The 24,963-nt window shown below is 38.8% G+C and carries 21 protein-coding genes, 3 tRNA genes and 1 pseudogene; 11 read left to right on the top strand and 14 right to left on the bottom strand.

Features of this window, described 5'->3' with window-relative positions; all coding sequences use genetic code 11:
• Positions 1–112 precede the first annotated feature (112 nt).
• Positions 113–577: a ribonuclease HI gene (rnhA, locus tag L5B71_RS04745; protein ID WP_265757230.1), complete on the bottom strand. Its 465-nt coding sequence runs from the start codon at positions 575–577 to the stop codon at positions 113–115.
• A 79-nt stretch (positions 578–656) separates the two neighbouring features.
• Here rnhA and dnaQ point away from each other — a divergent pair, with 79 nt between their 5' ends.
• From dnaQ to L5B71_RS04730, 3 genes are all read left to right on the top strand, one after another.
• Positions 657–1,424 (top strand): DNA polymerase III subunit epsilon, encoded by a 768-nt coding sequence (gene dnaQ, locus L5B71_RS04740; protein WP_265757229.1) that lies wholly within the window; start codon positions 657–659, stop codon positions 1,422–1,424.
• An 87-nt stretch (positions 1,425–1,511) separates the two neighbouring features.
• Positions 1,512–1,588 (top strand) — tRNA-Asp (locus L5B71_RS04735).
• A 13-nt stretch (positions 1,589–1,601) separates the two neighbouring features.
• Positions 1,602–1,678: transfer RNA gene (locus tag L5B71_RS04730), tRNA-Asp, on the top strand.
• A 148-nt stretch (positions 1,679–1,826) separates the two neighbouring features.
• Here L5B71_RS04730 and L5B71_RS04725 read toward each other — a convergent pair.
• From L5B71_RS04725 to frdA, 5 genes are all read right to left on the bottom strand, one after another.
• Positions 1,827–1,916: transfer RNA gene (locus tag L5B71_RS04725), tRNA-Ser, on the bottom strand.
• A 106-nt stretch (positions 1,917–2,022) separates the two neighbouring features.
• Positions 2,023–2,367 (bottom strand): fumarate reductase subunit FrdD, encoded by a 345-nt coding sequence (gene frdD, locus L5B71_RS04720; protein ID WP_265757228.1) that lies wholly within the window; start codon positions 2,365–2,367, stop codon positions 2,023–2,025.
• A gap of 11 nt (positions 2,368–2,378) precedes the next feature.
• Positions 2,379–2,774: a fumarate reductase subunit FrdC gene (gene frdC / locus L5B71_RS04715; RefSeq protein WP_265757227.1), complete on the bottom strand. Its 396-nt coding sequence runs from the start codon at positions 2,772–2,774 to the stop codon at positions 2,379–2,381.
• 12 nt (positions 2,775–2,786) lie between these two features.
• Entirely contained in the window at positions 2,787–3,557 is a 771-nt protein-coding gene (locus tag L5B71_RS04710) for a succinate dehydrogenase/fumarate reductase iron-sulfur subunit (protein WP_265757226.1), read from the bottom strand.
• Entirely contained in the window at positions 3,550–5,349 is a 1,800-nt protein-coding gene (gene frdA, locus L5B71_RS04705) for a fumarate reductase (quinol) flavoprotein subunit (protein WP_265757225.1), read from the bottom strand. Before frdA ends, L5B71_RS04710 begins: the two co-directional genes overlap by 8 nt.
• Before the next feature lie 306 nt (positions 5,350–5,655).
• On the opposite strand from frdA, the gene epmA reads away from it, so the two are divergent.
• The 3 genes from epmA to L5B71_RS04690 all read left to right on the top strand — a co-directional run bounded on the left by epmA (position 5,656) and on the right by L5B71_RS04690 (position 9,609).
• The gene (epmA, locus tag L5B71_RS04700; protein ID WP_265757224.1) at positions 5,656–6,627 is read left to right on the top strand and encodes an elongation factor P--(R)-beta-lysine ligase; all 972 of its coding nucleotides are present in this window, start codon (positions 5,656–5,658) and stop codon (positions 6,625–6,627) included.
• A gap of 461 nt (positions 6,628–7,088) precedes the next feature.
• A complete protein-coding gene (locus L5B71_RS04695) occupies positions 7,089–8,177 on the top strand; it encodes a porin (protein ID WP_265757223.1) in 1,089 nt (362 codons plus the stop codon).
• A gap of 280 nt (positions 8,178–8,457) precedes the next feature.
• Entirely contained in the window at positions 8,458–9,609 is a 1,152-nt protein-coding gene (locus tag L5B71_RS04690; RefSeq protein ID WP_265757222.1) for a porin, read from the top strand.
• 303 nt (positions 9,610–9,912) lie between these two features.
• Here L5B71_RS04690 and purA read toward each other — a convergent pair whose 3' ends face one another.
• The 7 genes from purA to L5B71_RS04655 form a co-directional block, all read right to left on the bottom strand.
• A complete protein-coding gene (gene purA / locus L5B71_RS04685; RefSeq protein WP_265757221.1) occupies positions 9,913–11,211 on the bottom strand; it encodes an adenylosuccinate synthase in 1,299 nt (432 codons plus the stop codon).
• Positions 11,212–11,438: 227 nt separating this feature from the next.
• Positions 11,439–11,789 (bottom strand): 50S ribosomal protein L19, encoded by a 351-nt coding sequence (rplS, locus tag L5B71_RS04680; protein WP_103853869.1) that lies wholly within the window; start codon positions 11,787–11,789, stop codon positions 11,439–11,441.
• A gap of 65 nt (positions 11,790–11,854) precedes the next feature.
• The gene (gene trmD / locus L5B71_RS04675) at positions 11,855–12,607 is read right to left on the bottom strand and encodes a tRNA (guanosine(37)-N1)-methyltransferase TrmD (RefSeq protein WP_265757220.1); all 753 of its coding nucleotides are present in this window, start codon (positions 12,605–12,607) and stop codon (positions 11,855–11,857) included.
• Between the two features lie 62 nt (positions 12,608–12,669).
• The gene (gene rimM, locus L5B71_RS04670) at positions 12,670–13,197 is read right to left on the bottom strand and encodes a ribosome maturation factor RimM (RefSeq protein WP_103853871.1); all 528 of its coding nucleotides are present in this window, start codon (positions 13,195–13,197) and stop codon (positions 12,670–12,672) included.
• Between the two features lie 31 nt (positions 13,198–13,228).
• Positions 13,229–13,480, bottom strand: a complete 252-nt coding sequence (gene rpsP, locus L5B71_RS04665) for a 30S ribosomal protein S16 (protein WP_265757219.1) — start codon at positions 13,478–13,480, stop codon at positions 13,229–13,231.
• 156 nt (positions 13,481–13,636) lie between these two features.
• The gene (locus tag L5B71_RS04660; protein ID WP_265757218.1) at positions 13,637–14,665 is read right to left on the bottom strand and encodes a glycosyltransferase family 4 protein; all 1,029 of its coding nucleotides are present in this window, start codon (positions 14,663–14,665) and stop codon (positions 13,637–13,639) included.
• Positions 14,666–14,681: 16 nt separating this feature from the next.
• Positions 14,682–15,443 carry a glycosyltransferase family 2 protein gene (locus tag L5B71_RS04655; protein ID WP_265757217.1) on the bottom strand — a complete coding sequence of 254 codons (762 nt, stop codon included), beginning with the start codon at positions 15,441–15,443 and terminating at the stop codon, positions 14,682–14,684.
• Positions 15,444–15,672: 229 nt separating this feature from the next.
• Here L5B71_RS04655 and L5B71_RS04650 point away from each other — a divergent pair, with 229 nt between their 5' ends.
• The 5 genes from L5B71_RS04650 to serA all read left to right on the top strand — a co-directional run bounded on the left by L5B71_RS04650 (position 15,673) and on the right by serA (position 19,979).
• The gene (locus L5B71_RS04650) at positions 15,673–16,041 is read left to right on the top strand and encodes a ComEA family DNA-binding protein (protein WP_265757216.1); all 369 of its coding nucleotides are present in this window, start codon (positions 15,673–15,675) and stop codon (positions 16,039–16,041) included.
• 149 nt (positions 16,042–16,190) lie between these two features.
• A complete protein-coding gene (gene rdgB / locus L5B71_RS04645; RefSeq protein ID WP_265757215.1) occupies positions 16,191–16,805 on the top strand; it encodes an RdgB/HAM1 family non-canonical purine NTP pyrophosphatase in 615 nt (204 codons plus the stop codon).
• A complete protein-coding gene (gene hemW, locus L5B71_RS04640; protein WP_265757214.1) occupies positions 16,805–17,962 on the top strand; it encodes a radical SAM family heme chaperone HemW in 1,158 nt (385 codons plus the stop codon). The genes rdgB and hemW overlap by 1 nt, the downstream gene beginning before the upstream one ends.
• A gap of 102 nt (positions 17,963–18,064) precedes the next feature.
• Complete coding sequence (gene rpiA, locus L5B71_RS04635) at positions 18,065–18,724, top strand: ribose-5-phosphate isomerase RpiA (RefSeq protein ID WP_265757213.1); 660 nt, start codon at positions 18,065–18,067, stop codon at positions 18,722–18,724.
• 22 nt (positions 18,725–18,746) lie between these two features.
• The gene (gene serA, locus L5B71_RS04630) at positions 18,747–19,979 is read left to right on the top strand and encodes a phosphoglycerate dehydrogenase (RefSeq protein WP_265757212.1); all 1,233 of its coding nucleotides are present in this window, start codon (positions 18,747–18,749) and stop codon (positions 19,977–19,979) included.
• Between the two features lie 113 nt (positions 19,980–20,092).
• On the opposite strand, the pseudogene L5B71_RS10615 reads toward serA, so the two are convergent.
• A pseudogene (locus tag L5B71_RS10615) lies at positions 20,093–24,961 on the bottom strand (DEAD/DEAH box helicase).
• Between the last annotated feature and the right edge of the window lie 2 nt (positions 24,962–24,963).

Raw genomic sequence — 24,963 nt, 5'->3', positions numbered from 1 at the left:
CTAAAAATGCGTGTTTCTTGTTTAGCGTGAAAGTCTTTAAATTTAATTTGTAGAAGAGCGACTCTGCTCTTCTATACTTTATTTTCAGATTACCTTATTCAAGGAAAATAGATTAAGTGGGTTGATAACCCACATCTTCTAAAGTGGGATTTTGCGCTCCCTGTTTAGCGAGCTCATCGCATATTTCATTTTCACGATGTCCACTGTGTCCTTTCACCCATTGCCAATTTATTTGGTGTGGCTGAATAGCCTGATCTAAAGCAATCCAAAGATCTTGGTTTTTTACCGTTTTCCCCGTACTGGACTTCCAATTATTTTTTTTCCAGCTAAAAATCCACTTAGTGATACCATTTTTCATATATTGGCTATCACTATGTAATGTAATAGCGCAAGGTTCTTTTAAGGTTCGCAAGGCTTCAATTACAGCGCGTAATTCCATTCGATTATTGGTTGTTTGAAAATAGCCTTTAGAAATTTGCTTTTCGTGTGCTTTATAACGTAGCAGAATGCCAATACCGCCTTTACCTGGGTTACCTAAGCAAGAACCATCAGTAAAAATTTCAATTTTTTTTAACATTATATATAAGAATTATAGCTATAAATTTTTTTCAAATAAGGCGATAATACAGTAAAACGATTTAAAGAGATAGGATTGTATGACAGATTCACAAATTTCTCCGCGTCAAATTGTGCTAGATACCGAAACAACAGGGATGAATCAGCTAGGCAAGCACTACCTAGGACATTGCATCATTGAAATTGGTGCGGTAGAAATGATCAATCGTAAGTATACAGGGCGTAAACTGCATTTATATATTAAACCCGATAGAGAAGTTGATCCAGAAGCAATCAAAGTACATGGTATTACGGATGAAATGTTAAAAGATAAACCAAGTTTTGCTGAAGTGGCACAAGAGTTTATTGATTTTATTAAAGGAGCAGAGCTACTCATTCATAATGCGCCCTTTGATGTGGGCTTTATGGATTATGAATTTGAAAAGCATAATATTCCCGTAAAAACGAGTGATATTTGTGTGGTAACGGATACTTTGCAAATGGCTCGCCAAATGTATCCAGGTAAACGCAATAGTTTAGATGCACTTTGTGATCGCTTACATATAGATAATAGTAAGCGAACATTGCATGGTGCATTACTGGATGCTGAAATTTTAGGTGATGTTTATCTGGCAATGACTGGCGGTCAAACCAGTTTATTTGAGGAAAGTGATGCTGAACCAGTTTTAAATGAACAAGAGGGCAAAATAGAAGTGCAAAGTGCGGTAGATATTTTGCAAGATTTTGTTGTTATCTCGGCTGATGAAGCGGAATTAGAAGCTCATCGAGAATATCTCAAAATGATAGCGAAGAAAAGTAAAGAAAATTGTTTGTGGATTAAACGAATTGAAAATGATGTCATTCATTAGCGATTGTTAATTAACCAGTTGAGCAGTAAGAGATAAAAATCACTTGACCAGATTATTATTCAAGATTATTATTCCCACCGTTGAAGCGGAGTGGTAGTTCAGCTGGTTAGAATACCTGCCTGTCACGCAGGGGGTCGCGGGTTCGAGTCCCGTCCATTCCGCCATTTCTTTTGATTCGGAGCGGTAGTTCAGCTGGTTAGAATACCTGCCTGTCACGCAGGGGGTCGCGGGTTCGAGTCCCGTCCGTTCCGCCAACATAAAACGATAATTTCATTTCTTGAATCTCTCATTTTTATACCTATCTTTAACTTGCTTACGTATTGAGTGCCTTATTATTTGAACAATTTTGAAATGAGCTAGCGATTAATAAAAAAGCCAGCTATTGAGCTGGCTTTTAGAATATGGCGGAGGAAAAGAGATTCGAACTCTTGGAGGGCGTAAACCCTCGCCGGTTTTCAAGACCGGTGCCTTCAACCACTCGACCATTCCTCCATTAAGGATAATGAATGATAAAGAGTTGAGTCTCCGGCGTCAAGTAATAATACGAACTATCTTTAAAATCCTTATTTTCGCGTTCTCTCTTTTCTAATCTAATAGTTTAGATTTTAAATACAGCAAAGACAGTTAATAAAGAAAATAAACAGGCTAAGCCATAAAAAATCACACCTGCAGCAGGGATATGCACTTTAAAATCGTGCAATCCAAGATGTACTCGGTGAATACCACACCAAGCAGGGAAAATGAGCATAGCTAGGATAATTAGCTTACCGATCCAAGTGCTAGCAAAGGCAATGATATTATCTGGAGAGATAAGATCAAAAGGAAGCAAGAAACCAAAAATTAGCACAAGAACAGGGAAGAATACGGCACTGATTGCACCGCCCGCACCAAATAATAACCATACAACAGGTTCATTTGAACGTTTTGGATTTTGTTTATTCATATTCTTATTTCCTATACGAGAATTAAGGTAATAATGCTAACGAAAGCGGTGATCCCCCAGAATATGCGAGAGATTAATTTGGCATCTAGGCGTTCATTTTTCACAATAATATTGGCCATTTGTGGTGCCATATTAAAGAACGTGTAGCTATTTAATAGCACTGCCCCTAGGGTGATGATATTTAAAATCACCACAATTGGGTTTTGCAAGAAATGAACAAAGTTTGTGGCAAATGTGCCATTGCCTAGGCAAATTAAGCCGTAAAATAGCTCTAAACAAAACCATAGGGTTGGAATGGCTGTGCTTTCACGCAATACATAGAATTTGTAAAAATCTAACTTTTTCCACCAAGTTGGTTTCACTTCACGCACATATTTTTTGCGTTTGCTTGCTGTTACTGTTGTCATTTTACTTCTCCTTTAGTTTTGCGGTTTTAACATTGCAAAAACGTAGTCTTTCGCACTTTCGATTTTGCCTTGGTTCACTGCGGAGGCTGGATTAACGTGTTTTGGACACACTTCAGAACAGTAACCCACGAATGTACAGCTCCACACCCCGTTGTCACCGTTAAGAATTTTCATTCGTTCAGCTTTACCGTGATCACGATTATCAAGGTTATAGCGATGTGCCAATGTAATTGCAGCAGGGCCGACAAATTCTGGATTTAAGCCGAATTGTGGACAAGCGGCATAGCATAAACCACAGTTAATACACATTGAGAATTGACGATATTTCTCTAATTGTGCTGGTGTTTGCTTGGTGCGGCTTTTCGCCAATTCCGCTGATGGGTGCGGTTTGCCATCTAATGGCGGTGCTTCATTACCGATAATATAAGGCTTAATGCTTTCTAAACTTTCGATAAAGTGGCTGAGATCCACCACTAAATCGCGCTCAATCGGGAAGTTAGCTAATGGTTCGATACGCATATGACCGCTATAATCACGCAAGAAGGTTTTACAAGCGAGTTTAGGCTTATCGTTCACCATCATTCCGCACGAACCACAAATTGCCATACGACAAGACCAGCGGTAAGACAATTCCGGCTCAAGTTTATCTTTAATATAGCCAAGTGCATCTAACAATGAGGTTTGGCTATCATAAGGCACTTGGTAAGTTCTTAAATAAGGTTCTTTATCTATTTCAGGGTTATAACGCAGAACCTCGATATTCATCATTGCTTGATTAGCCATTTGTTTGCTCCTTAGCTTTCGCTGCCGCTTCTTGCGCTTCAGCTTCCGCACCATAAACACGTTTTGCAGGTTGAGATTTTGTGATTTTCACTGGGCTGTATTCAATGCGTGGCATACCATCTTCATTGTAGAAAGCCAAAGTGTGTTTTAAGTAATTCACATCATCACGTTCTGTGTAGTCTAAACGTTGGTGAGCACCACGAGATTCTTTACGCTCAATAGCTGAATTTGCGATAGATTGTGCCACGTCTAAAATGTAACCTAATTCTACGGTATAAAGTACATTGGTGTTGAATACGCTTGAGCGATCAGCAATGCGAATGCGTTTATAACGTTCTTTTAGTTCAGCAATTTTATCAACGGTTTGTTGCATACTTTCTTGTGTACGATAAATACCACAACCTTCTTCCATTGAATCGCCCATTTCATCACGGATTTGTGACCAAGATTCAGTACCTTCTTGGTTATATAAATCCTCTAAACGTTGGATCACATCGCGAGCTTGCGCATCTACCGCTGTTTGGTTGGCAGGTGCCGCTTCAGTAGCACGTTTTGCTGCATATTCACCGGCAACACGGCCTAATACCACTAATTCGGCAAGTGAGTTAGAACCTAAACGGTTCGCACCGTGCAAGCCTGATGAAGCACATTCACCCACAGCAAATAGACCTTTAATACGGGTTTCGCTGTTGAAATCCACTTCAATACCACCCATTGTGTAATGCACAACAGGACGTACAGGAATTGGTGCTTTTGCAGGATCAACGCCTTCATAAGCGTTAGCCAGTTCACAAATAAATGGTAAACGTTCGTGCAAATATTTTTCACCTAAATGACGTAAGTCAAGGTGAACCACGTCCACGCCTTTTGCGGTTTTTAAGGTATTACCTTTACGCCATTCTTGCCAGAATGCTTGCGACACTTTATCACGCGGGCCTAATTCCATATATTTATTTTCAGGTTTACCGATTGGCGTTTCAGGACCTAGACCATAATCTTGTAAATAGCGGTAGCCGTCTTTATTGACCAAAATACCACCTTCACCACGACAGCCTTCTGTCATCAAAATCCCGGTATTTGGTAAGCCGGTTGGGTGATATTGCACGAATTCCATATCACGCAATGGCACGCCGTGGCGATAGGCCATTGATAAACCATCACCCGTTACAATGCCGCCGTTTGTATTGAAACGGAATGCACGACAACCACCACCGGTTGCGATAATTACTGCATTGGCATTGATTTGCACCAATGTGCCTTCCATCATATTCATTGCCACCATACCACGTGCGTGGCCATCATCAACAAGAATATCTAACACGAAATGCTCATCAAAGCGTTGAATTTGTGGGAATTGCATTGAAGTTTGGAAAAGGGTATGTAACAAGTGGAAGCCTGTTTTATCGGCGGCGAACCAAGTCCGTTCGATTTTCATTCCACCGAAACGGCGCACATTCACATCACCGTCTTGTTTACGACTCCAAGGGCAGCCCCAGCGTTCTAATTGTGTCATCTCAACAGGGGAATGTTCTACAAAGTATTCCACCACGTCTTGTTCACATAACCAATCGCCCCCAGCTACGGTATCGTGGAAATGTTTATCATAAGAGTCTTCTTCCTTGATTACTGCAGCGGCGCCCCCTTCTGCAGCCACAGTATGGCTACGCATAGGGTAAACTTTTGAAACTAAGGCAATTTTAAGGTTTGGATTTGCCTGTGCTGCTGCAATTGCCGCTCGTAAGCCACCGCCACCAGCACCAACAATTGCAATATCGACATTAACAGTTTGCACGATTTCCTCCAATATAAAGTAGATGAAATTGAAATGTCTGAGAAAATTTCAAATTGTTTGAAATTTGTTAGGGTAAGCTTATTTTGCCACGCTTTTATAAAATAAATCAGACTTTTTTATCAAAAAAGCAGAGCAAAGTTTGAAAGTGTGATCTAACTCAAAAAAGTTAGGTTAGCAGGGCTACCTTAATGAGTATTTCCTCTTTTTATAGAATAAATACATTATGTAAAAATAACTCATCTTGCAAAAATATTTCAGGTAAAATAACCGCACTTTATCTTATCAAAGAAATTATTAGGGGATTTTATGACAGAAAATGACCAATGGCGTCCAACGGCTACTATTCATAATTTATTAGCACGAGCCAAGATAATGGCAGAAATTCGCCGCTTTTTCACTGATCGTGGTTTATTAGAAGTGGAGACCCCTATTTTAAGTGAATTTGGCGTAACGGATGTGCATCTTGCTACCTTCTGTACTGAATTTATTTCTCCTTTTGGTCATCAATCAAAAACACTTTGGCTTTCTACCAGTCCAGAATATCCAATGAAACGTCTACTTGCGGCTGGCAGTGGCGCGATTTTTCAGCTATGTAAAGTGTTCCGTAATGAAGAGTCAGGCAGAAAGCATAATCCTGAATTTACGATGTTGGAGTGGTATCGTCCACATTTTGATATGTATCGTTTAATTAATGAAGTGGATGATCTATTACAACAAATTCTGGATTGTGAGCCCGCAGAAAGTATGAGCTATCAATTTGCCTTCCAAGAATATGTGGGGATTGATCCGCTTTCAGTATCACACGAAGAATTAATTACTAAAGCAAAAGAATACCGCTTAGAATGGGCTGAAAATGAAGATAGGGATACCTTACTACAATTTTTATTCAGCACCGTGATCGAACCGCAAATAGGGCAAGAACGTCCGGTAGCCATTTATCATTTTCCCGCAACTCAAGCCGCGTTAGCACAAATTAGCTCGGAAGATCACCGTGTGGCGGAGCGCTTTGAGTTCTACTATAAAGGTATTGAACTAGCTAACGGTTTTAATGAACTCACCGATGCGAATGAACAACGCCATCGCTTTGAACAAGATAATTGCCAACGTGAAAAACTAGGCTTACCAATTCGCCAGCTAGATGAACGATTCCTTGCCGCACTTCAAGCCGGTGTGCCTAATTGTGCTGGGGTTGCCTTAGGTGTTGATCGCTTAATAATGATAGCTTTAGAACTCGATAGTATTAAAGAGACAATGGCGTTTAGTATTGAAAATGCGTAAGCCTAAAATCCCCTAAAAAATCCCCGCACTTTTATTGATAACTTACTGAAAGTGCGGTTTTTTTTCACAGAAATGTGATCTTCTACACAAAAATAAAGTAAAGTTACTAAAAATATTTATTTTTTTGAATATTACTTCATTGCTCCATTTGGATTGATAAAAAGAACTTATATTTCATAATGTTATTCTTTTTAATAGTGATCTTGTCAAAATGAGATAAGTAAGAAAATGTTATATATATCACACTTTTTTCGCGTATTTTTAAATTATATTATCTTTTAACTTATTGTTTTCTTAGCGATTTTTATGGGGTTTTCAGTTTTAGAGAATTTTTGACAGAAAAAAATAACGTTTCTATATTTTTCATTGATAAAAGATTCATAAAAATAGAATTTTTATGAATAGAACGGAAATTAAGCTCTATTCTGTTAATAATAAACCTAGAAAAAAGGAAATTAATTATGAAAAAGACACTTATCGCATTAGCCGTGGTAGCAATGGTTTCAACAGCCGCAAGTGCAACTGTACTTTATGAAAAGGATGGCACAAAGCTCGATCTTGATGGACGTATGCATTTTGAATTACGTAATGATTCGGGACAGCGTAGTGATCTACGAGATATTGGTTCCCGTGTACGCGTAAGAGCATATCATGATTTGGCTGAAGGGTTTAAAGTGTTTGGTGGTGTTGAATTACGCTTCTCTAACGGTAGTGGGGCGGTAGATGCTATCGGTGGAAATTTAAGAACGCACCGTTTATTTTTAGGATTAAGCCAAAAAGATGTGGGAACATTAACTTTTGGTCGCCAATTACATCTAGGCGATCATATTCCTAAAGCAAATTATACTTACGATGGTGGTGGTAATATCTTCTTTGATGCACATAAGAAAGCAGCGCATTTTATGTCAAACAAATTTGAAGGTTTCCGCTTTGCTGCAGATTATTACTTTGGACAAGCGAATAAGGCAAATGGTCTTTCAAGCGGTACAACGGGCTGGGACGAAGGTCAAGGTTATGGGGTTGGTTTATTTTATGATAATACCTTTGGTGATTTCGGAGTACGTTTTGGATCTGGTTATTCTATAGTTACCCAATCCGCAAGTGGATTAGAACAAGATCAATATAAATTAAAACGAGGCGGTATAGGCTTAGAAGTGAAATATGATGTTCTTCGAGTCGGTTTTGACTGGGCATTTGGTCGAGTATCTAAACAAGGCGTTGAAAGTGGTAATATTGGTTTCCAAAAAATAGCAGGGTATAAAGCGTCATTACATAAGAATGATCGTTTTTTAGTTGGGGTAAAAGTAGATGTAACTGAGCAAAATGCGGTCTATGGGCAATATTACTTTGCGAAGGGTAAAAAAGCAGATCCTAGTGTGGAAGCATTGAAAATGCGTGGTTGGATGCTTGGGGTAGATCACAAATTCAACAAAAAATTAGTCGCTTATGTTGAAGGGGGAAAAGGTAAAGTTACCCAAGGTGGAAGAGTATTAAATGCGAACGAAAAAGCAAATTATCGTATCGCTGTTGGTGCTCGTATGTTATTCTAGTAATAATTATTCTCTCATTTGCCCACATAAACCTTTTTATGTGGGCTTTTTCTTTAATTATTATTTGTATTTTAGGTACTAAGAATTTATAAATTTATTAAAAAATGTAATTTTGTGCGCTAAATAAAATGAACTTTTTGTAATTTTGGTTGACAGGGCAATATTTCTTTGCCAATATGAACTCGCTTAAAGCGAAGTGGATTTGCCCTTTTCTGTCAAAAAATGAGGCTAATTTACTTTTAAATTGTTATAACAACTTAATTCTGAAAGGAATTTTATTATGAAAAAGACATTATTAGCATTAGCAGTAGCAGCTGTAGCTACTTCAGCAAACGCAGCAACAGTTTATAACCAAGATGGCACAAAAGTTGATGTAGGTGGCCGTGTAGAAGTTGTGTTAGGTAAATTTAACGATAACGAACGTGCTGACTTAAGAAACAACGGCTCTCGTTTAGAATTTAAAGCGCAACAAGATTTAGGTGAAGGCGTTAAAGTAATCGGTTATACCCGTTTACGTTTCAATGATGGTGGTGATAAATGGGATACTAATTCTTCATTCAACAACATCAAAACTAACAAATTATGGTTGGCTCTTGAAAAAGATGATTTAGGTCGTGTTTCATTTGGTAAACAGGCTACTACAGGTGATTCAGTAGAACTTAACGATCATTCTTATTTATTTGGTGGTAGCAACAATCTATTCACTGGTGGAAATAAAGTCGTTTCTTTCCGTTCAGCAGACTATCAATTAGCTGAAGGTCAAACTTTAGGTTTCGGTGCTGATTATACTTTCGGTCAAGCTAAGAAAAATAATGCAGATGATAACCTTAAATATGCTTATGGTACATCAGCATTTTATGCTGCTCAGTTTGATGACGTTGGTGTAAATTTAAATGCCGGTTATACCGTTGAAGTTAATGACAATGGTTCTGCATTGTCAAACGATACAGGCCTTAAAGTTCAATCATGGCGTGTAGCTTCACAATTTGTTTACGGTCCAGTAACTTTTGGTGCTGAATATGGTCAATCTTCTTATAAAGAACATCAAAGCCAAGACAGAGGCGGTAAAGGCCGTTTCTTAGAAGTTGCTGCTAAATACCAATATTTAGATAACGCTTCTGTCTATGCTATTTGGGAGCGCAATGAATATAAAGGCTACAAAGGTGGATTAAGCTTTGATAAAGGTGATGCGAACTTCTTACGTTCTGTCGTTGGCGAATTAAGTGTTGACCAAAATCAAAAACTTAGAGAAAACGTTTATTTAGTTGGTGCAGACTACGCATTTAACAAAAATGTTGTGGCTTATGTTGAATATGCTCATTCTCGAGTAAAAGGTACTGGCACGATTGAAGGTAATGATGTGACTGTTACTGGTTCAACTTCATCAGCTAAAGATAATCGTTATGGTGTTGGTTTACGCGTTTACTTCTAATTTAACGAAGTTATTCGCTTAATTGCTGAATAAATAATCTGCACTCAAAAGGCAAAAGCCAAGTAGGGTGCAGATTTTTTTATGTTCTAGAAATTGAGAAAGATAAAATCAGCTTACTGAGTATTAGATAAAATAAGAAGAAGGCAGAATAGCTGAAAAATGATGCCATTAACTGGCTAAAGATAATGAGTAAGCAAGCACAATTAGTAAGTGCAGAAAAAAGTGCGGTAGGAATTTCAGCAATTTCAAAGCCCAAGAAAAAATATCTTGGGCTTGTTTTAGTAGATGAACATAATTATTGCATTATGCAGAAAATGGGTCACGTAAAATCATTGTTTCAAGGCGATCAGGCCCTGTTGAAAGAATGTCCACAGGCACGCCAGTTACTTCTTCAATACGTTTAATATATTTACGAGTGTTTTCTGGCAATTTATTGACATCGGTTACGCCAAAAGTGTTTTCTTTCCAGCCGGGGAGAGTTTCATAAATAGGCTCAACACCTTCCCAATCTTTCGCCGCGAGAGGGGCAAATTCAGCGATTTCACCATTTGGCATTTTGTAGCCGACACAGATTTTGATTTCATCGAACCCATCTAGGACATCAAGTTTAGTCATACAAAAACCAGAAATAGAGTTCACTTGAATGGCTCTGCGCATTGCTACTGCATCAAACCACCCGCAACGACGAGGGCGACCTGTTACTGCACCAAATTCATTTCCTTTACGTGCAATTTCAGCACCAACTTCATCAAATAATTCTGTAGCAAATGGGCCTCCACCAACACGGGTACAATAGGCTTTGATAATGCCTAGTACATAATCAATATGGCGTGGTCCAAACCCTGAACCAGTAGATACACCACCTGCTGTCGTATTTGAACTGGTTACATAAGGATAAGTCCCTTGGTCAATATCAAGCATTGTTCCTTGCGCACCTTCAAACAGAATGTTATCGCCATTTTTACGCGCAATATCAAGAATTGCAGTAATATCAGCAACCATTCCTGTAATAACTGGAGCAACTTCTTTTACGGCACTTAATACTTTCTGATAATCGACAGGTTCAACTTTGTAATAATGCACTAATTGGAAATTGTAGTAATCTAAAATATTTTTTAGCTTTTCTGCAAAATTTTCTAGATCAAATAAATCGCCTACACGCAATCCACGGCGAGCAACTTTATCTTCATAAGCAGGGCCAATTCCTCGGCCTGTCGTACCAATAGCTTTTTTGCCTAATGCGGCTTCGCGTGCGTGATCCATTGCAACGTGATAAGGTAAAATTAGTGGGCAAGCTTCAGAAATAAGAAGACGATCGCGTACATTAATACCACGTTCTTCCAATTCTCCCATTTCTTGCATCAAGGCCTCAGGCGAAAGCACAACGCCATTACCAATTAAACAGGTGACGTTTTCACGCAAAATACCTGATGGAATCAGGCGTAATACAGTTTTTTCACCGTTAATAATTAGTGTATGCCCTGCATTGTGTCCGCCTTGATAACGTACAACGTATTTTACGCGATCTGTTAATAGATCAACTATCTTTCCTTTACCTTCATCACCCCATTGGGCACCTAAGATAACAACACTTTTTCCCATAGATTCCGCCTTTACGCTGAGTTTAAATAAATAAGAAACAATCGCCTACTTTACTATTTTATATAAGTAATCTCAATGATAAATAAAAATTTCTTTTATTTTATAGGAGAGCATATGTGTGAAAATTGGTGAAATGGAAGAGGGGAGAAAATTTATTTAAATTTGGCTAGCTGATTTAAAAAAGGCTTGAGATTGCTCTCAAGCCCTTATAATTTGCGTTTGGAAAATTAGTCACCAAGACGTTCTTTAATACGTGCAGATTTACCCGAACGCTCACGTAAGTAGTAAAGTTTCGCTTTACGAACCGCACCTTTACGTTTAACGGCGATGCTATCTACAACTGGTGAGTGAGTTTGGAATACACGCTCAACGCCCACACCGTTAGATACTTTGCGTAAAGTGAATGCACTGTGCAAGCCGCGGTTACGAATTGCAATAACCACGCCTTCGAATGCTTGCAGACGACGTTTACTACCTTCAACAACCCATACTTTAACTTCTAAAGTATCACCTGGGCGGAAGCTAGGTACGTTTTGTTTTAATTGTTCTTGTTCAATTTGTTTAATGATGTTACTCATTGTGTAATCCTTCTAAGATCCTAGTATTAACTGATGATTTTGCGAATGATTAAACTCGCAATCAACTAATCAACTTTATTTGCCTGCTGTTCAAGTTTGACTCGTGCCAGCAGTTTCCGTTGTTCGTCAGTCAGAGCTAGGCTTTCCAATAGCTCAGGGCGTCTTAACCAGGTTCGCAATAACGATTGTTTTAACCGCCATTTACGAATTTCAGCGTGGTTGCCCGACATCAACACCGCAGGTACAGACATTCCGTCTAGCACTTCTGGGCGAGTATAGTGAGGGCAGTCAAGCAAACCTTCGGCAAAAGAATCTTCTTCTGCAGAGGCCTGTTTGCCTAGCACTCCGGGGATAAAGCGTGCAACGGCATCAATCAATGTCATTGCAGGTAATTCACCGCCAGTGAGAACGTAATCACCGACCGACCATTCTTCGTCAATCTCAGTTTGGATCACTCGTTCGTCAATACCTTCGTAACGACCGCAGACTAAAATCAATTTTTGATTTTGTGCCAATTCTGTTACGCCATTTTGATCGAGTTTACGTCCCTGTGGTGAAAGATAAATCACCTTTGCACCTTCTCCTGCTGCCGTTTTAGCCGCTTGGATTGCATCACGTAATGGTTGCACCATCATCAACATTCCAGGCCCACCGCCGTAAGGACGGTCATCAACGGTTTTATGTTTATCCGTGGTGAAATCACGCGGATTCCAACATTTTACTTGCAAGAGATTTTGTTTTACGGCTCTACCCGTTACCCCATACTCAGTAATCGCTTTAAACATTTCGGGGAACAATGAAACAAGACCAATCCACATTGTTATTTTCCTAGTTTGTAGGCTCGAAATGCTACAACCTAAAGCTCACTGTATGCCTGAGTTTAGAAACCAGCGTCCCAATCCACTTCAATAGTCTTGGTGGTGAGATCTACTCTTTTAACTACTTGTTCATACAAAAACGGAATTAACCGTTCTTGTTTTCCAAAAGCATCTTTTTGACTCGCTCGTACAACTAATACATCATTTGAGCCAGTTTCCATCATCTCAGCCACCGTTCCCATATTGTAACCTTGCAGATTCACCACTTGGCAGCCAATTAAATCGTGCCAATAATAATCCCCCTCTTCAAGTTCAGGGAATACAGATAAATCTACACCAATTTCAACATTGGTTAGGGTTTGTGCGATTTCACGATCATTAATGCCTTTTAATTTAACAATAAGTTCGTGATTATGATGTTTCCAACTTTCTAATTCTGTTGGCTGCCATTGACCTTTAATTTTTAAAAACCAAGGCTGATAATCAAAAATGCTTTCGGCTTGTTCTGTTGATGAATAAATGCGTAACCAACCACGAATTCCGTATGTTGAGCCTAATTTACCAACTACTTCAATTCTTTGTTGCGTCATTTCATTCACCTATAAACTTTAAAAACTGCAATTAAGCTGCAGCTTGTTGAGCTTCTTTTACCAAAGAGCTAACGCGATCTGATAAGCTTGCTCCTTTCTCAACCCAAGCATTTACACGCTCAAGATTGATACGAAGACGCTCAGCTTTACCTGCCGCTAAAGGGTTGAAAAAGCCAACACGCTCAATAAAACGACCATCGCGTGGGCAACGGCTGTCAGCTACTACAATTTGGTAAAATGGGCGTTTTTTAGAACCGCCACGAGATAAACGAATGGTTACCATAACCTTCCTCTAATTAATGAATACTAAAAGAAAACCCACATCGAAGGAGTGGGAATGCTTACTTTTTTCTCTGTATATATAGACAAAAAGCCTGTGGATTATACGCTTTTCCGATAAAAAGGCAACAAATATTCGTTACAAAAACGGTATAAATGGCTATGGTTTCTCGGCTAAAAGATGCTGATAAATTTCAGCATACTGTTTTGCCATATTTTGTGCAGAAAAATCATTATGTCGCATATACAGCTTGATATTTTCTTTTAACTCAATCAGTTGTTCTGGATGGTTAAGTAGATCTTTTAAAACTTTTTGATAGGACTCAGGTGTATTGTGTTTGATTAAATAGCCTGTTTTGCCATCTTCTATAATCTCTGGAATTCCACCTACTGCATTAGCAATAGTAGGAATATTATATTGGTAACCTTCTAAAATAACTCCGGGTAACCCTTCTAAGAAAGATGGAAGAATTTGTACATCAATATGCTTAAATATAGAGCCAATATAAGGCGTGAAGGGAATAAAAATAACATTTTTTAAGTCTTTAGCCTGTTCTTTCAAGGCTTGTTCTAATTCGCCTGAACCAACAATATAAAATAATATTTCAGGAAAATTTTTTGCTAGCTCAATAGTTAATTCAAAATTCTTAACTTTTTGTAAATTACCAATATGAGCGATAGATAACTTTCTGGTTTTCTCTGAAAAAAATGTTTGTTCAAATTGATTATTTTCTAATAAAGGCTTTATGCAGCCATAAATTGTTTTAACATTACTATTTAGATCTCTTAAGTTATGACTAACCTGCTCGCTGACTCCAACCAATATATCAGCATTTTTATAAGATTTTGTGGAAGATTTACGTTTAAATGGAAAGGCAACATGCCTTGTTATTACAACAGATTTTCCAGAGATCAATTTCAGAAAGCCTGCGATATGGGCTCCTCTGCCATCTTGAGCATGGATAATCAATGGTTTCTTATTCAGCACACGTTTAATTATCTGAAAAAGATTTAAAATAGTAATATTTTTATGCTCTCTTAATTTCTGAATAAACTTACCATTCTTTTTTCCAAAAAAGTAAACTTTATACTCAGGCAATGCTAACATTAATTGCTCAGTTTGGAATTCACCACCACCAAAGCCTTTTGCCATATTAATAAATAAAATTTCTGGTTTAGTCTCGCTCATATTCTTACCTTAATAATTATTTAGAAACATCTTTTGACCATAATTGAGCATATTTAGAAAATACTGAAAAAGCTGAAAGCACCGCCAATAAAAATCCCTGTTTACCATCTAAAAATCCTGCTTTTAATACGTACATTTTAATAAAAGCACTAATTCCGTGGGTAACACCTTGAAACAGCGTGGCTTTTTTCCCTTGTCTATGGCGCTGTTCCGCCCAAGCTTGTGCATAATTGGCCGATTTCACCAAGTAATGATGTAAATTTTTATAAGGGTAATGCAGCAAGTTACCCGCCAATTTTTCCACTTTTGCATTGGTAGGATATACCACTTTTTCGTGAACTAAGGCATCGTTATAGCCTGCATACTGGGTTTGATACAAGCGTACCACATAATCAGGATACCAGCCCGAGTGACGAATTAAGCGCCCGAATACTTCGCTGATGCGCGGAATATCGTACACCACATTTGGCAAATTTTTTGCCACCGCTTGCTGAATATTTTCTCGTAACTCATCGGTTACGCGCTCATCAGCGTCTAGCCATAACACATAATCAGAAGTTACATATTGCTGGGCAAGTTGGCGTTGCTTGCCGAAGCCTTGCCAATCGGTATTTTCATAGAATTTCGCGCCATATTGTAGGGCGATTTCTTTGGTATTATCGGTGCTACCCGAGTCTAAAATCACAATCTCGTCCACCCAATCTTTCACGCTTGCTAGGCATTGTGCGAGATCTTGTTGTTCGTTTTTTACAATCATTGCAACACTAATGGTCGGCATAACTTTATCCTTATTTTTTGACTGGCGTACTGTAACGGCTTCATACTTAGTGTAGCGTATTTTTAATAAAAGAAAATAGCCGGTTTTGTCTTATGCTAAGTGATTTTTGCGATCTAGATCGTAAGAGTTATCCGCCCCAATTGAGCATTACGCAATTTATTTGCACAGTAGTCTCGTTGAATCAATTTCAACATCCGTTTTGTTATCAATTTTTAGAAGGAGCAATGTAATGAAAATTAATGGACTGCTAGCATCATTATTGTTGGGGTTATTGAGCTGTGCCAATGTCTTTGCCGATCAAACAGTGCAGCAGACAACGCCAGTTGCACAAGAATCACAGCAAATCAGTGCGGTGGAAAAATCTTCAAATTTTGTTGGGAGTATGCTGAATATTAATACCGCCACTGCCAGTGAAATTCAAAAAGCTTTGCTTGGTATTGGTGCGAAAAAAGCTGAAGCGATTGTTGAATATCGTGAGAAACACGGCAAATTTACTGCGGTGGAACAGCTGTTAGAGGTTCAAGGTATTGGAAAAGCAACATTAGAAAAAAACAGAGAACGCATTGATCCTTTATCATTTAGTGAAAATAGCAAATAGTGATCACAATTAAAATGCACTATACTAATCAAACTAAGTATATGGCATAAGAAGACTATAGCTGAATGGAGATCATTATCTGGTTTCCACTCAATGAGTGTTACAAGGGTGACTTAGTGGTCGCCCTTTTTATTTTATAAGGAACAACAATGAAACAAAAAATTGTGCTTGCGACGGGCAATCAAGGCAAAGTGCGCGAAATGGCCGATGTGCTAGTAGATTTTGGCTTTGAAGTGATCGCACAAACAGATTTAGGCATTGAAAGCCCTGAAGAAACAGGCTTAACTTTTGTAGAAAATGCCTTGCTGAAAGCGCGTTATGCCGCCAAAATGTCTGGTTTGCCCGCCATTGCTGATGATAGCGGATTAGTGGTGAATGCACTCAATGGTGAGCCAGGGTTATATTCCGCCCGTTACGCAGGTGTTGATGGCGAGCAAGCCGATGCTGAAAATCGTAAAAAATTATTACAAAAATTAGCTCATGTGCCAGCTAGCGAACGCCAAGCGAAGTTTGTTAGCTGCATTGTATTCTTGCAACACGAAACCGATCCGTCACCGATTATTGCAGAAGGGGAATGCGCAGGTGAAATCACTTTTGAAGAAAAAGGTGAAAATGGCTTTGGCTATGACAGCCTATTTTTCTATCCTGAAAAAGACCGCACTTTCGCCGAGCTTGATACACCAGAGAAGAAAAAAATCTCACATCGTGCACGTGCATTAGGTGTGCTAAAAGCACGCTTACAAACAAAAGAGCGGTCCAAATAATGCGAGTTTTTCCGCCGCTTCCCCCATTAAGCCTTTATGTGCATATTCCTTGGTGTGTGCAAAAGTGCCCTTATTGCGATTTTAATTCCCACGCGCAAAAAGGCGGCATTCCCGAACAGGAATATATCGATCATTTGTTGGCTGATTTACGCCAAGATCTAGCGCGCTATCAAGCAAGTGTTGGTGAGCGAACGCTACATTCCATTTTTATTGGTGGGGGCACGCCAAGTTTATTTTCAGCACAAGGCATTGCACAATTATTGCAAGGGATCGAAAAGCAAATTCCTTTTACGCCAAATATTGAAATCACCTTAGAAGCCAACCCCGGTACGGCAGAAGCAAGCCGTTTTGCAGGCTATGTGGAAGCTGGGGTAAATCGCCTTTCTTTAGGCATACAAAGTTTTGATGATGAAAAACTGCAACGCTTAGGGCGTATTCATAACTCTCGTGAAGCTAAAACTGCGGTGCAAATGGCAAAGGATGCGGGCTTTAGACGAATTAATTTAGATTTAATGCACGGCTTACCAAACCAAACTCTTGCGCAAGCGCTAGATGATTTACGCCAAGCTATTGCCCTTGAGCCGAGCCACCTTTCTTGGTATCAGCTCACCATAGAGCCAAATACAATGTTCGCCTACCGTCCACCCACATTGCCTGATGATGACGCACTATGGGATATTTTCGAGCAAGGTCATCAGCTTTTAAGCCAAGCAGGCTATGGGCAATATGAAACCTCTGCTTATGCCAAAGCCGGTGATCAGTGTCGCCATAACCTGAATTATTGGCGCTTTGGCGATTATTTGGCAATAGGCTGTGGCGCGCACGGAAAATTGACTTTCCCGAATGGCGATATTTTGCGTTTTTCCAAAACCAAGCACCCGAAAGGCTATATGCGTGGAGAATATTTATATGAAGAAAAGCCAATTCCCCTTGATGAGCGTCCTTTTGAATTCTTTATGAACCGTTTTCGCTTGCTTGAACCAGTGCCCAAAATTGAGTTTGAGAATTTGACGGGATTATCCTGTGATGTCATCGCAGAACACATTGATTGGGCGAAATCACAAAAATATATTCAAGAAAACCACCGCACTTGGCAAATCACCGAGCAAGGTAAGTTGTTTTTAAACGAATTGTTAACAGAGTTTTTACCCGAATAGGGCTTGTATCTGCCCGTGAATGGGATTAAAGTAGATGCCTTGTTCGCAAACGTTTACTTATAGCAAATTTGAACACCGATTTTATGAATGAAGGAAAAGAATATGGATCAACTCACAATGAAAAAGCAAGCAGCACAAGCAGCATTGCAATATGTTAAACCAGATACGATTGTGGGTGTGGGCAGCGGCTCAACGGTAAATTGTTTTATTGAAGCACTTGGTGCAATGAAAAATGATATCAAAGGGGCAGTGGCTGCTTCTAAAGCATCAGAAGAATTATTAAAAAAGCAAGGCATTGAAGTGTTCAGTGCAAATGAGGTATCCAGTTTAGATATTTATGTTGATGGCGCTGATGAAATCAACCCACAAAAAATGATGATCAAAGGTGGGGGGGCAGCATTAACGCGAGAGAAAATTGTTGCGGCGCTAGCGAAAAAATTTATCTGCATTGTCGATCAAAGTAAACAAGTGGATGTGTTAGGTTCAACCTTTGCTCTGCCGGTGGAAGTGATCCCAATGGCGCGCTCGCAGGTGGGGCGTAAATTGGTTAGTCTTGGTGGCGCACCAGAATACCGTGAAGGCGTGGTAACCGATAACGGCAACGTGATTTTAGATGTGTATAATTTCCCAATCTTAAATCCAATCGAAATGGAAAAAACCTTAAATAACGTGGCAGGGGTGGTCACCAATGGAATTTTTGCCTTGCGTGGTGCGGATATTGTGATTGTCGGCACACCACAAGGCGCAGAAATTATCGAATAATTTTTTGATTATGGAGAGCAAAATGTCAGCAAAAGTATCACTAGATAAGTCTAAAATTAAATTCTTACTTTTAGAAGGGGTGCATAAAAATGCCGTTGATGTGTTAACTGCCGCAGGCTACACCAATATTGAATATCATAAAAAAGCCCTTGAGCCAGAAGAACTGAAAAAAGCGATTAAAGACGCTCATTTTATAGGTTTACGTTCTCGCACACATCTCACTGCAGAAGTATTGGAATGTGCAAATAAGTTAATCGCGGTGGGTTGTTTTTGCATTGGCACCAACCAAGTGGATCTTGAAGCTGCGAAAATGCGTGGTATTCCCGTTTTTAATGCTCCATTCTCTAACACCCGTTCGGTAGCAGAGCTGGTATTAGGCGAAATTTTGCTCTTAATGCGTAATGTACCGCAAGCCAATGCCGAAGTGCATCGTGGCTTATGGAACAAATCTGCTGTAGGTTCACACGAAGTGCGGGGCAAAAAATTAGGTATCGTTGGTTACGGACACATTGGTTCACAGCTTAGCGTGATTGCCGAATCCCTTGGTATGAACGTGTTTTTCTATGATATTGAAACTAAATTACCACTAGGCAACGCACAACAAGTGGGAACATTAGAAGAATTGCTCGCCACTAGCGATGTGATTTCCTTACACGTTCCAGAAAATGATTCCACCAAAAATTTAATGAGTGCGGAACGTATCGCACAATTAAAAGAGGGCAGCATTTTGATTAATGCGGCGCGTGGAACAGTTGTGGATATTGATGCCTTAGCCGCTGCAATTAAAGCAGGCAAAGTGCGCGGCGCAGCCCTTGATGTGTTCCCAACCGAACCCGCTTCGATCAATGAAGAATTTGTATCGCCATTGCGTGGTTTGGATAACGTGATTCTCACCCCGCATATCGGTGGTTCAACGGCGGAAGCACAAGAAAATATCGGCACTGAAGTGGCGAGCAAATTCGTGAAATATTCAGACAACGGCTCAACCCTTTCTGCGGTAAATTTCCCAGAAGTGTCTTTACCAGAACACAGCAAAACCAAGCGTTTATTGCACATTCACGAAAATCGCCCGGGCGTGTTAAACCAAATCAACCAACTTTTTGTCGGTGCAAACATCAACATCGCCGCCCAATACCTACAAACCGACCCGAAAATTGGTTATGTGGTTATTGACGTAGAAACCGATGACTGCTCACAACTCTTACAACAACTGCGTGAAATTGACGGCACAATTCGTGCAAGGGTGTTGTATTAATCATTTGCTAAGCTTTGAATTTTAAGCCTAACGAAAAAAGAAAAGTGCGGTGGAAATTTTATGAATTTTTTCACCGCACTTTGTTTTTAGGTAAGTTGTGATTCTCGCGTTAATTATTCAATTTCTAACTTTGGTAAACTTTGTACAATTTCTCTGGTGCGTAAACTCACCGTAATCACACGTAAGAATAATTCTAATGGATATTTTGGATTGTGCATTGTTTCTTTTGCCCAATCGTTAGCATCGTTGATTAAACCACTATCTTTATCCACTTTAACGGATTGACGTTCCATTACCCATTCTAAGGCAGATTTGCCATTTACAATATAATCAAAGGCTTCTAACGGAATATTTTCAATCGTGAATTTCTCGTTATATTTCACTTTGCTTTTATCTGTTTTTTTCACAAATTTCATTTTTTCTACATAGAAATCTTCAGGTTTAAAAGCAATGCCGCCACCAGTGAGTTTATCTTCAATAATTTTTAATCCACCAGAAAATAGTACGCCATCATACATTGGCACTTGATCATAATGTAAATGAAGTTCTGCTAATGCACGTCCGGCTTGTACAAACAGCCAAAAATCTTTGATGTTTTTCACGCGTGGAATACGAGGAAGTTGCTTTTTGAGATTATCGGCATAACATTGACGATATTCTTCACTGTGCAATAAGCCATAAATATAGTAGAAAATATCCTCTTTTTGAATATTGAAATCAGCATAATATTCGGTGAAATAAGTCAAACCTTGATCGGTAATAGCATCAGTGCGATGATATTTCCCTTGCTCTTTTTTATCCTCTTCGTATAAATAAAGTGGGAAGCATTGACCATTTCCCTGTAATTGAATATCGGGAATCACATTAGTGATAATTGATGAAAAATCTTTTGTAGTACCTAATCCAGTAACACAAATTATTCTATTTTTTGAGTGTATGGTTGGGAATATTTGTGGTATTTGGGATATTCTATGAATCATGATTGAATCAAAATACATATGACATTTTGAAAATGGTCTATATAAGCTAATTCTAAATTTGTGAGTAGAAAAAACGGAGAATATTCCATTTTTTAATTTTGGAATTAAGCTACTAGACCAACTAATTTTCTTTTTATCAAAGCTAATAATTTGATTAACATCTAAATTAGGATTTTCTTTATATTGTTTAAGGTATTTTTTTACCTCTTCGTTATAAAAATCAGTCATTGCACTCATATTTTGAGCTAATTGTTTTTGAGAAAAGTTATATATCCACGCATCTCGGCTAGAGCCTATACCAAGAGAGTTTTCACGGAAAATATCAAATTCATTTTGTTCTTTTTTAGTTATCAAAGCTGGATAGTTATCGAATGTAGTATCACGCTGATTTAACCAATCATTAAATTCATCGGGAATAATTTCTTGCCAAGCATTTTGTTGGAAAATGCCTTTTATACTGTTAAACTCAGAGATTTTTTCAAGTTTTTGTTCACGAGTAAGATAATCACCAATATCGTGAAAATAGATTTTTCCTTGCTCTTTAGCATCCGGGTTGCGTACTAAAATAGATATGGCAATAGGGGCTCTACTTCCCGAACCGAATATTTTTCCACCTTCTTTACGTGATTGTTCGCCGGAAGTTCTTTGGTTTCCTCTTAAGTGAAAAATATATAAACAAGAAAACTCTTCTTTCAAACAAGAACGCATTCCATCGGCTGCACTACCATCAATAAAACCACCATTTGTCACAAAAGCAATTACGCCTTGTTTACCAATACGATCTGAAGCCCAACGAATCGCACGGATATAGCTGTCGTAAAGGCTGTTTTTGTTGGTGGAGTTAGAAAATTTTGCATAAGTATTACTAATGCGTTGATCTAACAATGGATAATCGACATTCGCATTGTTATCGTTAGTAGAGGTTTGCCCAGCTGAATAAGGTGGGTTACCGATAATTACCTGAATATCCAGTTTTTTCTGGCGTTTCCGGCGCGCAGAATTTTCTTCCAAAATGGCATCAACCAAATCTTCTTTTTCATAAAGTTGGAAGGTATCGGTTAAGCAGATACCTTTAAAAGGTTGATAATCTTGTTTTTTAGCCTTATCTGCTTGTTCATTTTGTGCTAATAAGGCGTGATAAACCGATTCAATATTAATTGCCGCAATGTAATAAGCTAGTAACACTATTTCATTGGCGTGAATTTGCTGATATTTATTTGGCAGTTTATCGATTGGAATTAAGCCACTTTGCAATAAACGCGTGATAAAAGTACCAGTTCCTGTAAAGGGATCAAGAATTTGTACGCCATCATCAGCAAGAGAGGCGTTAAATTCTTGTTGTAGTACATCCTCAACACTTTGCAGGATAAAATCAACCACTTCAATCGGCGTATAAACAATGCCAAGACGCTCTTGCATTTTAGGGAAGGCGTTATTAAAGAAAGATTCATAAAGTTCTTTGATAATGCGTTGTTTGCCTTCTGGGGATTGAATATTACTGACTCGGAGCTGAATGCTTTCATAAAACTCTTGTAAGCGTTTGGTCTCCGCATTAGCAATGTTTTGCCCTTGTAATTTATCAATTGTTTCCTGTAATGCCATTGACATTGGGTTATGTGCACTGAAGTTATCATTGGCGAACAAAGCATCAAATACTGGTTTGGTAATTAAATGCTGTGCCAGCATTTCTACCACATCGCTGTCGCTAATGGCATTGTTGAGATCATCGCGTCATTCATTGGCAAAAGCATTAAAGGCTTCACGTTGCGCTGTGTTTTGTGGATTTTCTAAGACGGCATTAATGTGATCAATATGAGTTTGTGCAATTTTTGCTACGTCTGCAGCCCACTCTTCCCAATGAGTTCGATTGCCACATTTTTTTACGATTTTTGCCACTAAAGCCCGTTCAATTTCACCCACTTCAAATTGGAAGTCAAGTTGCTGACCAGCAAAGTCATCATCACTTTTGTTGCCAATATTGTGTTGTCCACGCCCTGATTTATCATATTTTTTCTTATTTGATTGCTGTTTTTTAGTTTGTTTTCTAAAGATTTCACTAATGACTGAAACCACTTCAATCTTGTCTTTTGCTGCACCATCAAATTCCATTTTGTTGAGCATTACATCAAATCGGTCATCGTGTGAACGTAACGCATTTAATACTTGCCAGACGACACGGTAATTTTCATTGTCATTCAAAGCTTCTTCCGGTGTTTTATTGGCAGGAATAACCACAGGTAAAATGACATAGCCACGTTTTTTGCCTTCTGCTTTTCGCATTACACGGCCTACTGATTGCACAACATCTACTTGTGAATTTCGAGCTGTTAAAAACAATACCGCATCTAAAGCAGGCACATCGACACCTTCAGATAAACAACGAACATTGGATAAAATTCGGCAAGTTTTTTCACCAGAATCTGCCTTTAACCAATTGATTTTGCTGGATTTTTCGCTGGCATTCATTGAGCCATCAACGTGTTCTGCTTCGCATTTTAAGGTGAGCGATTGATTCAGGCTTAATTCTGGATTAATTTCATTAAGCGCTTCAATTTCTTGTTCTTGATAAGCGGTTACCACTGTATCGAACATTTCAGCAATGGCTTTGGAGCTGACTTTGTGTTTTGACCCTTTATAGTCTTTTTCAATAACTTGACAAAAAGCCACCGCTCTTTTCATTGGTTGGCTATCGTCAGTAAGATCATTTTCAACCCCATACTTAGATAAGGCTTTCCAACAACCCACAATTTTTGCTGCATCATCTACTTGAATTTCATTGTTTTCTTGATTTAGTAAATATTCTAAGCGGCGATTAATATGGCTTTCTTCTACGGCTAAAACGAGAACTTTGTAATCTACAAGTAATCCCCTTTTTACTGCACTTGAAAAATTAATAACCTCAAGTTCATCTCCAAATAGATTTTTATCATCCATTGAATAAACCACCACACCCTCTGTTTTTTTCGCATCTTCGGTATAAATGCGAGGAGTTGCTGTCATATAAAGACGTTTATGGGCATTAATATAATCGTTGTTGTGAATGCGTACGAATGCAGATTCATTTTCGTCATCATCAAAGCTTGCACCTGTTGTACGATGTGCCTCATCACAAATGACTAAATCAAAAGGAGGTAGCCCTTTTTGCTGAGCTTGATGAATAACATCTATGGAATGATATGTTGAAAAAACAACGCTCATAGCTTCATCATTGTGCCGAAATGTTACGGCTTTAAATAAGCTAGCAGCATTTGTAGTTGCGGGGTATTGCAATTCGTGAATTTGTGTTTGCACTAAGTCATTGTTATCTTTATTATGCTTTCCTACATCACTATCGGAACATACTGCAAAGCTATGCAATGGAATATCAGCTTCTTGTGTCCATTCTGTTAAGCTTTGAGAAAGTAAGGCAAGGCTAGGTACTAAAAAGAGCACACTTTTCCCTTTTCCAGCAATCTCTTCGGCAATTTTTAAAGAGGTGAAGGTTTTCCCCGTACCGCACGCCATAATTAATTTTCCGCGATCAGCATTTTGTAATCCGGCTTTTACTTTATTCAAGGCAGTAATTTGATGCTCTCTTAATGTTTTTTTCGCACGAGTTTTGACTTCTTGGCTTGGTTGGAATGACGACCAATCAATTAAGCTATTTTCTAAAGCTGAACGATCGATGACAGTTACAGGAGGTTGCTGATCATTTAGGGATTCAGCTGCATTTTCAGACCAGTGATCTGTGGTAGTAACAATCAAGCGATGAGAAAAGATTTTTTTGCCTGAAGCCGTGAAAAAACTATCAATATCACTTTTTTGAATGCGGTGATCTGGAGAGTAATTTTTACATTGAATTGCAGTGAATTTTCCTTCAAAATCAATAGCAACTAAATCAATGCCGGTATCGGTTTTTCTTGTTCCTTCAGGTTGATATTTTTCTACCCAGTCGGCAAAGGTGAGAACTTCTTGGTATAAATCGCGGTAAGCTGGTTCGTGAGTGAGATACTGAATAGTCAAAT

Source organism: Avibacterium sp. 21-586 (assembly GCF_026226775.1).
Classification (GTDB): Bacteria; Pseudomonadota; Gammaproteobacteria; order Enterobacterales; family Pasteurellaceae; genus Avibacterium.
The sequence above is the reverse complement of the archived record's forward strand: the minus strand, read 5'-3'. Positions and strand labels throughout refer to the sequence as shown.

What these genes read in the sequence shown, in the direction of transcription:
- serA (WP_265757212.1), top strand. Translation starts at nt 18,747, where the DNA reads ATGTCAGCAAAAGTATCACTAGATAAGTCTAAAATTAAATTCTTACTT.
- dnaQ (WP_265757229.1), top strand. Translation starts at nt 657, where the DNA reads ATGACAGATTCACAAATTTCTCCGCGTCAAATTGTGCTAGATACCGAA.
- L5B71_RS04695 (WP_265757223.1), top strand. Translation starts at nt 7,089, where the DNA reads ATGAAAAAGACACTTATCGCATTAGCCGTGGTAGCAATGGTTTCAACA.
- rimM (WP_103853871.1), bottom strand. Translation starts at nt 13,197, where the DNA reads ATGACGCAACAAAGAATTGAAGTAGTTGGTAAATTAGGCTCAACATAC.
- hemW (WP_265757214.1), top strand. Translation starts at nt 16,805, where the DNA reads ATGCGAGTTTTTCCGCCGCTTCCCCCATTAAGCCTTTATGTGCATATT.
- rpsP (WP_265757219.1), bottom strand. Translation starts at nt 13,480, where the DNA reads ATGGTAACCATTCGTTTATCTCGTGGCGGTTCTAAAAAACGCCCATTT.
- rnhA (WP_265757230.1), bottom strand. Translation starts at nt 577, where the DNA reads ATGTTAAAAAAAATTGAAATTTTTACTGATGGTTCTTGCTTAGGTAAC.
- frdC (WP_265757227.1), bottom strand. Translation starts at nt 2,774, where the DNA reads ATGACAACAGTAACAGCAAGCAAACGCAAAAAATATGTGCGTGAAGTG.
- L5B71_RS04710 (WP_265757226.1), bottom strand. Translation starts at nt 3,557, where the DNA reads ATGGCTAATCAAGCAATGATGAATATCGAGGTTCTGCGTTATAACCCT.
- rplS (WP_103853869.1), bottom strand. Translation starts at nt 11,789, where the DNA reads ATGAGTAACATCATTAAACAAATTGAACAAGAACAATTAAAACAAAAC.
- epmA (WP_265757224.1), top strand. Translation starts at nt 5,656, where the DNA reads ATGACAGAAAATGACCAATGGCGTCCAACGGCTACTATTCATAATTTA.
- trmD (WP_265757220.1), bottom strand. Translation starts at nt 12,607, where the DNA reads ATGTGGATTGGTCTTGTTTCATTGTTCCCCGAAATGTTTAAAGCGATT.
- L5B71_RS04660 (WP_265757218.1), bottom strand. Translation starts at nt 14,665, where the DNA reads ATGAGCGAGACTAAACCAGAAATTTTATTTATTAATATGGCAAAAGGC.
- purA (WP_265757221.1), bottom strand. Translation starts at nt 11,211, where the DNA reads ATGGGAAAAAGTGTTGTTATCTTAGGTGCCCAATGGGGTGATGAAGGT.
- rdgB (WP_265757215.1), top strand. Translation starts at nt 16,191, where the DNA reads ATGAAACAAAAAATTGTGCTTGCGACGGGCAATCAAGGCAAAGTGCGC.
- L5B71_RS04650 (WP_265757216.1), top strand. Translation starts at nt 15,673, where the DNA reads ATGAAAATTAATGGACTGCTAGCATCATTATTGTTGGGGTTATTGAGC.
- L5B71_RS04690 (WP_265757222.1), top strand. Translation starts at nt 8,458, where the DNA reads ATGAAAAAGACATTATTAGCATTAGCAGTAGCAGCTGTAGCTACTTCA.
- rpiA (WP_265757213.1), top strand. Translation starts at nt 18,065, where the DNA reads ATGGATCAACTCACAATGAAAAAGCAAGCAGCACAAGCAGCATTGCAA.
- frdD (WP_265757228.1), bottom strand. Translation starts at nt 2,367, where the DNA reads ATGAATAAACAAAATCCAAAACGTTCAAATGAACCTGTTGTATGGTTA.
- L5B71_RS04655 (WP_265757217.1), bottom strand. Translation starts at nt 15,443, where the DNA reads ATGCCGACCATTAGTGTTGCAATGATTGTAAAAAACGAACAACAAGAT.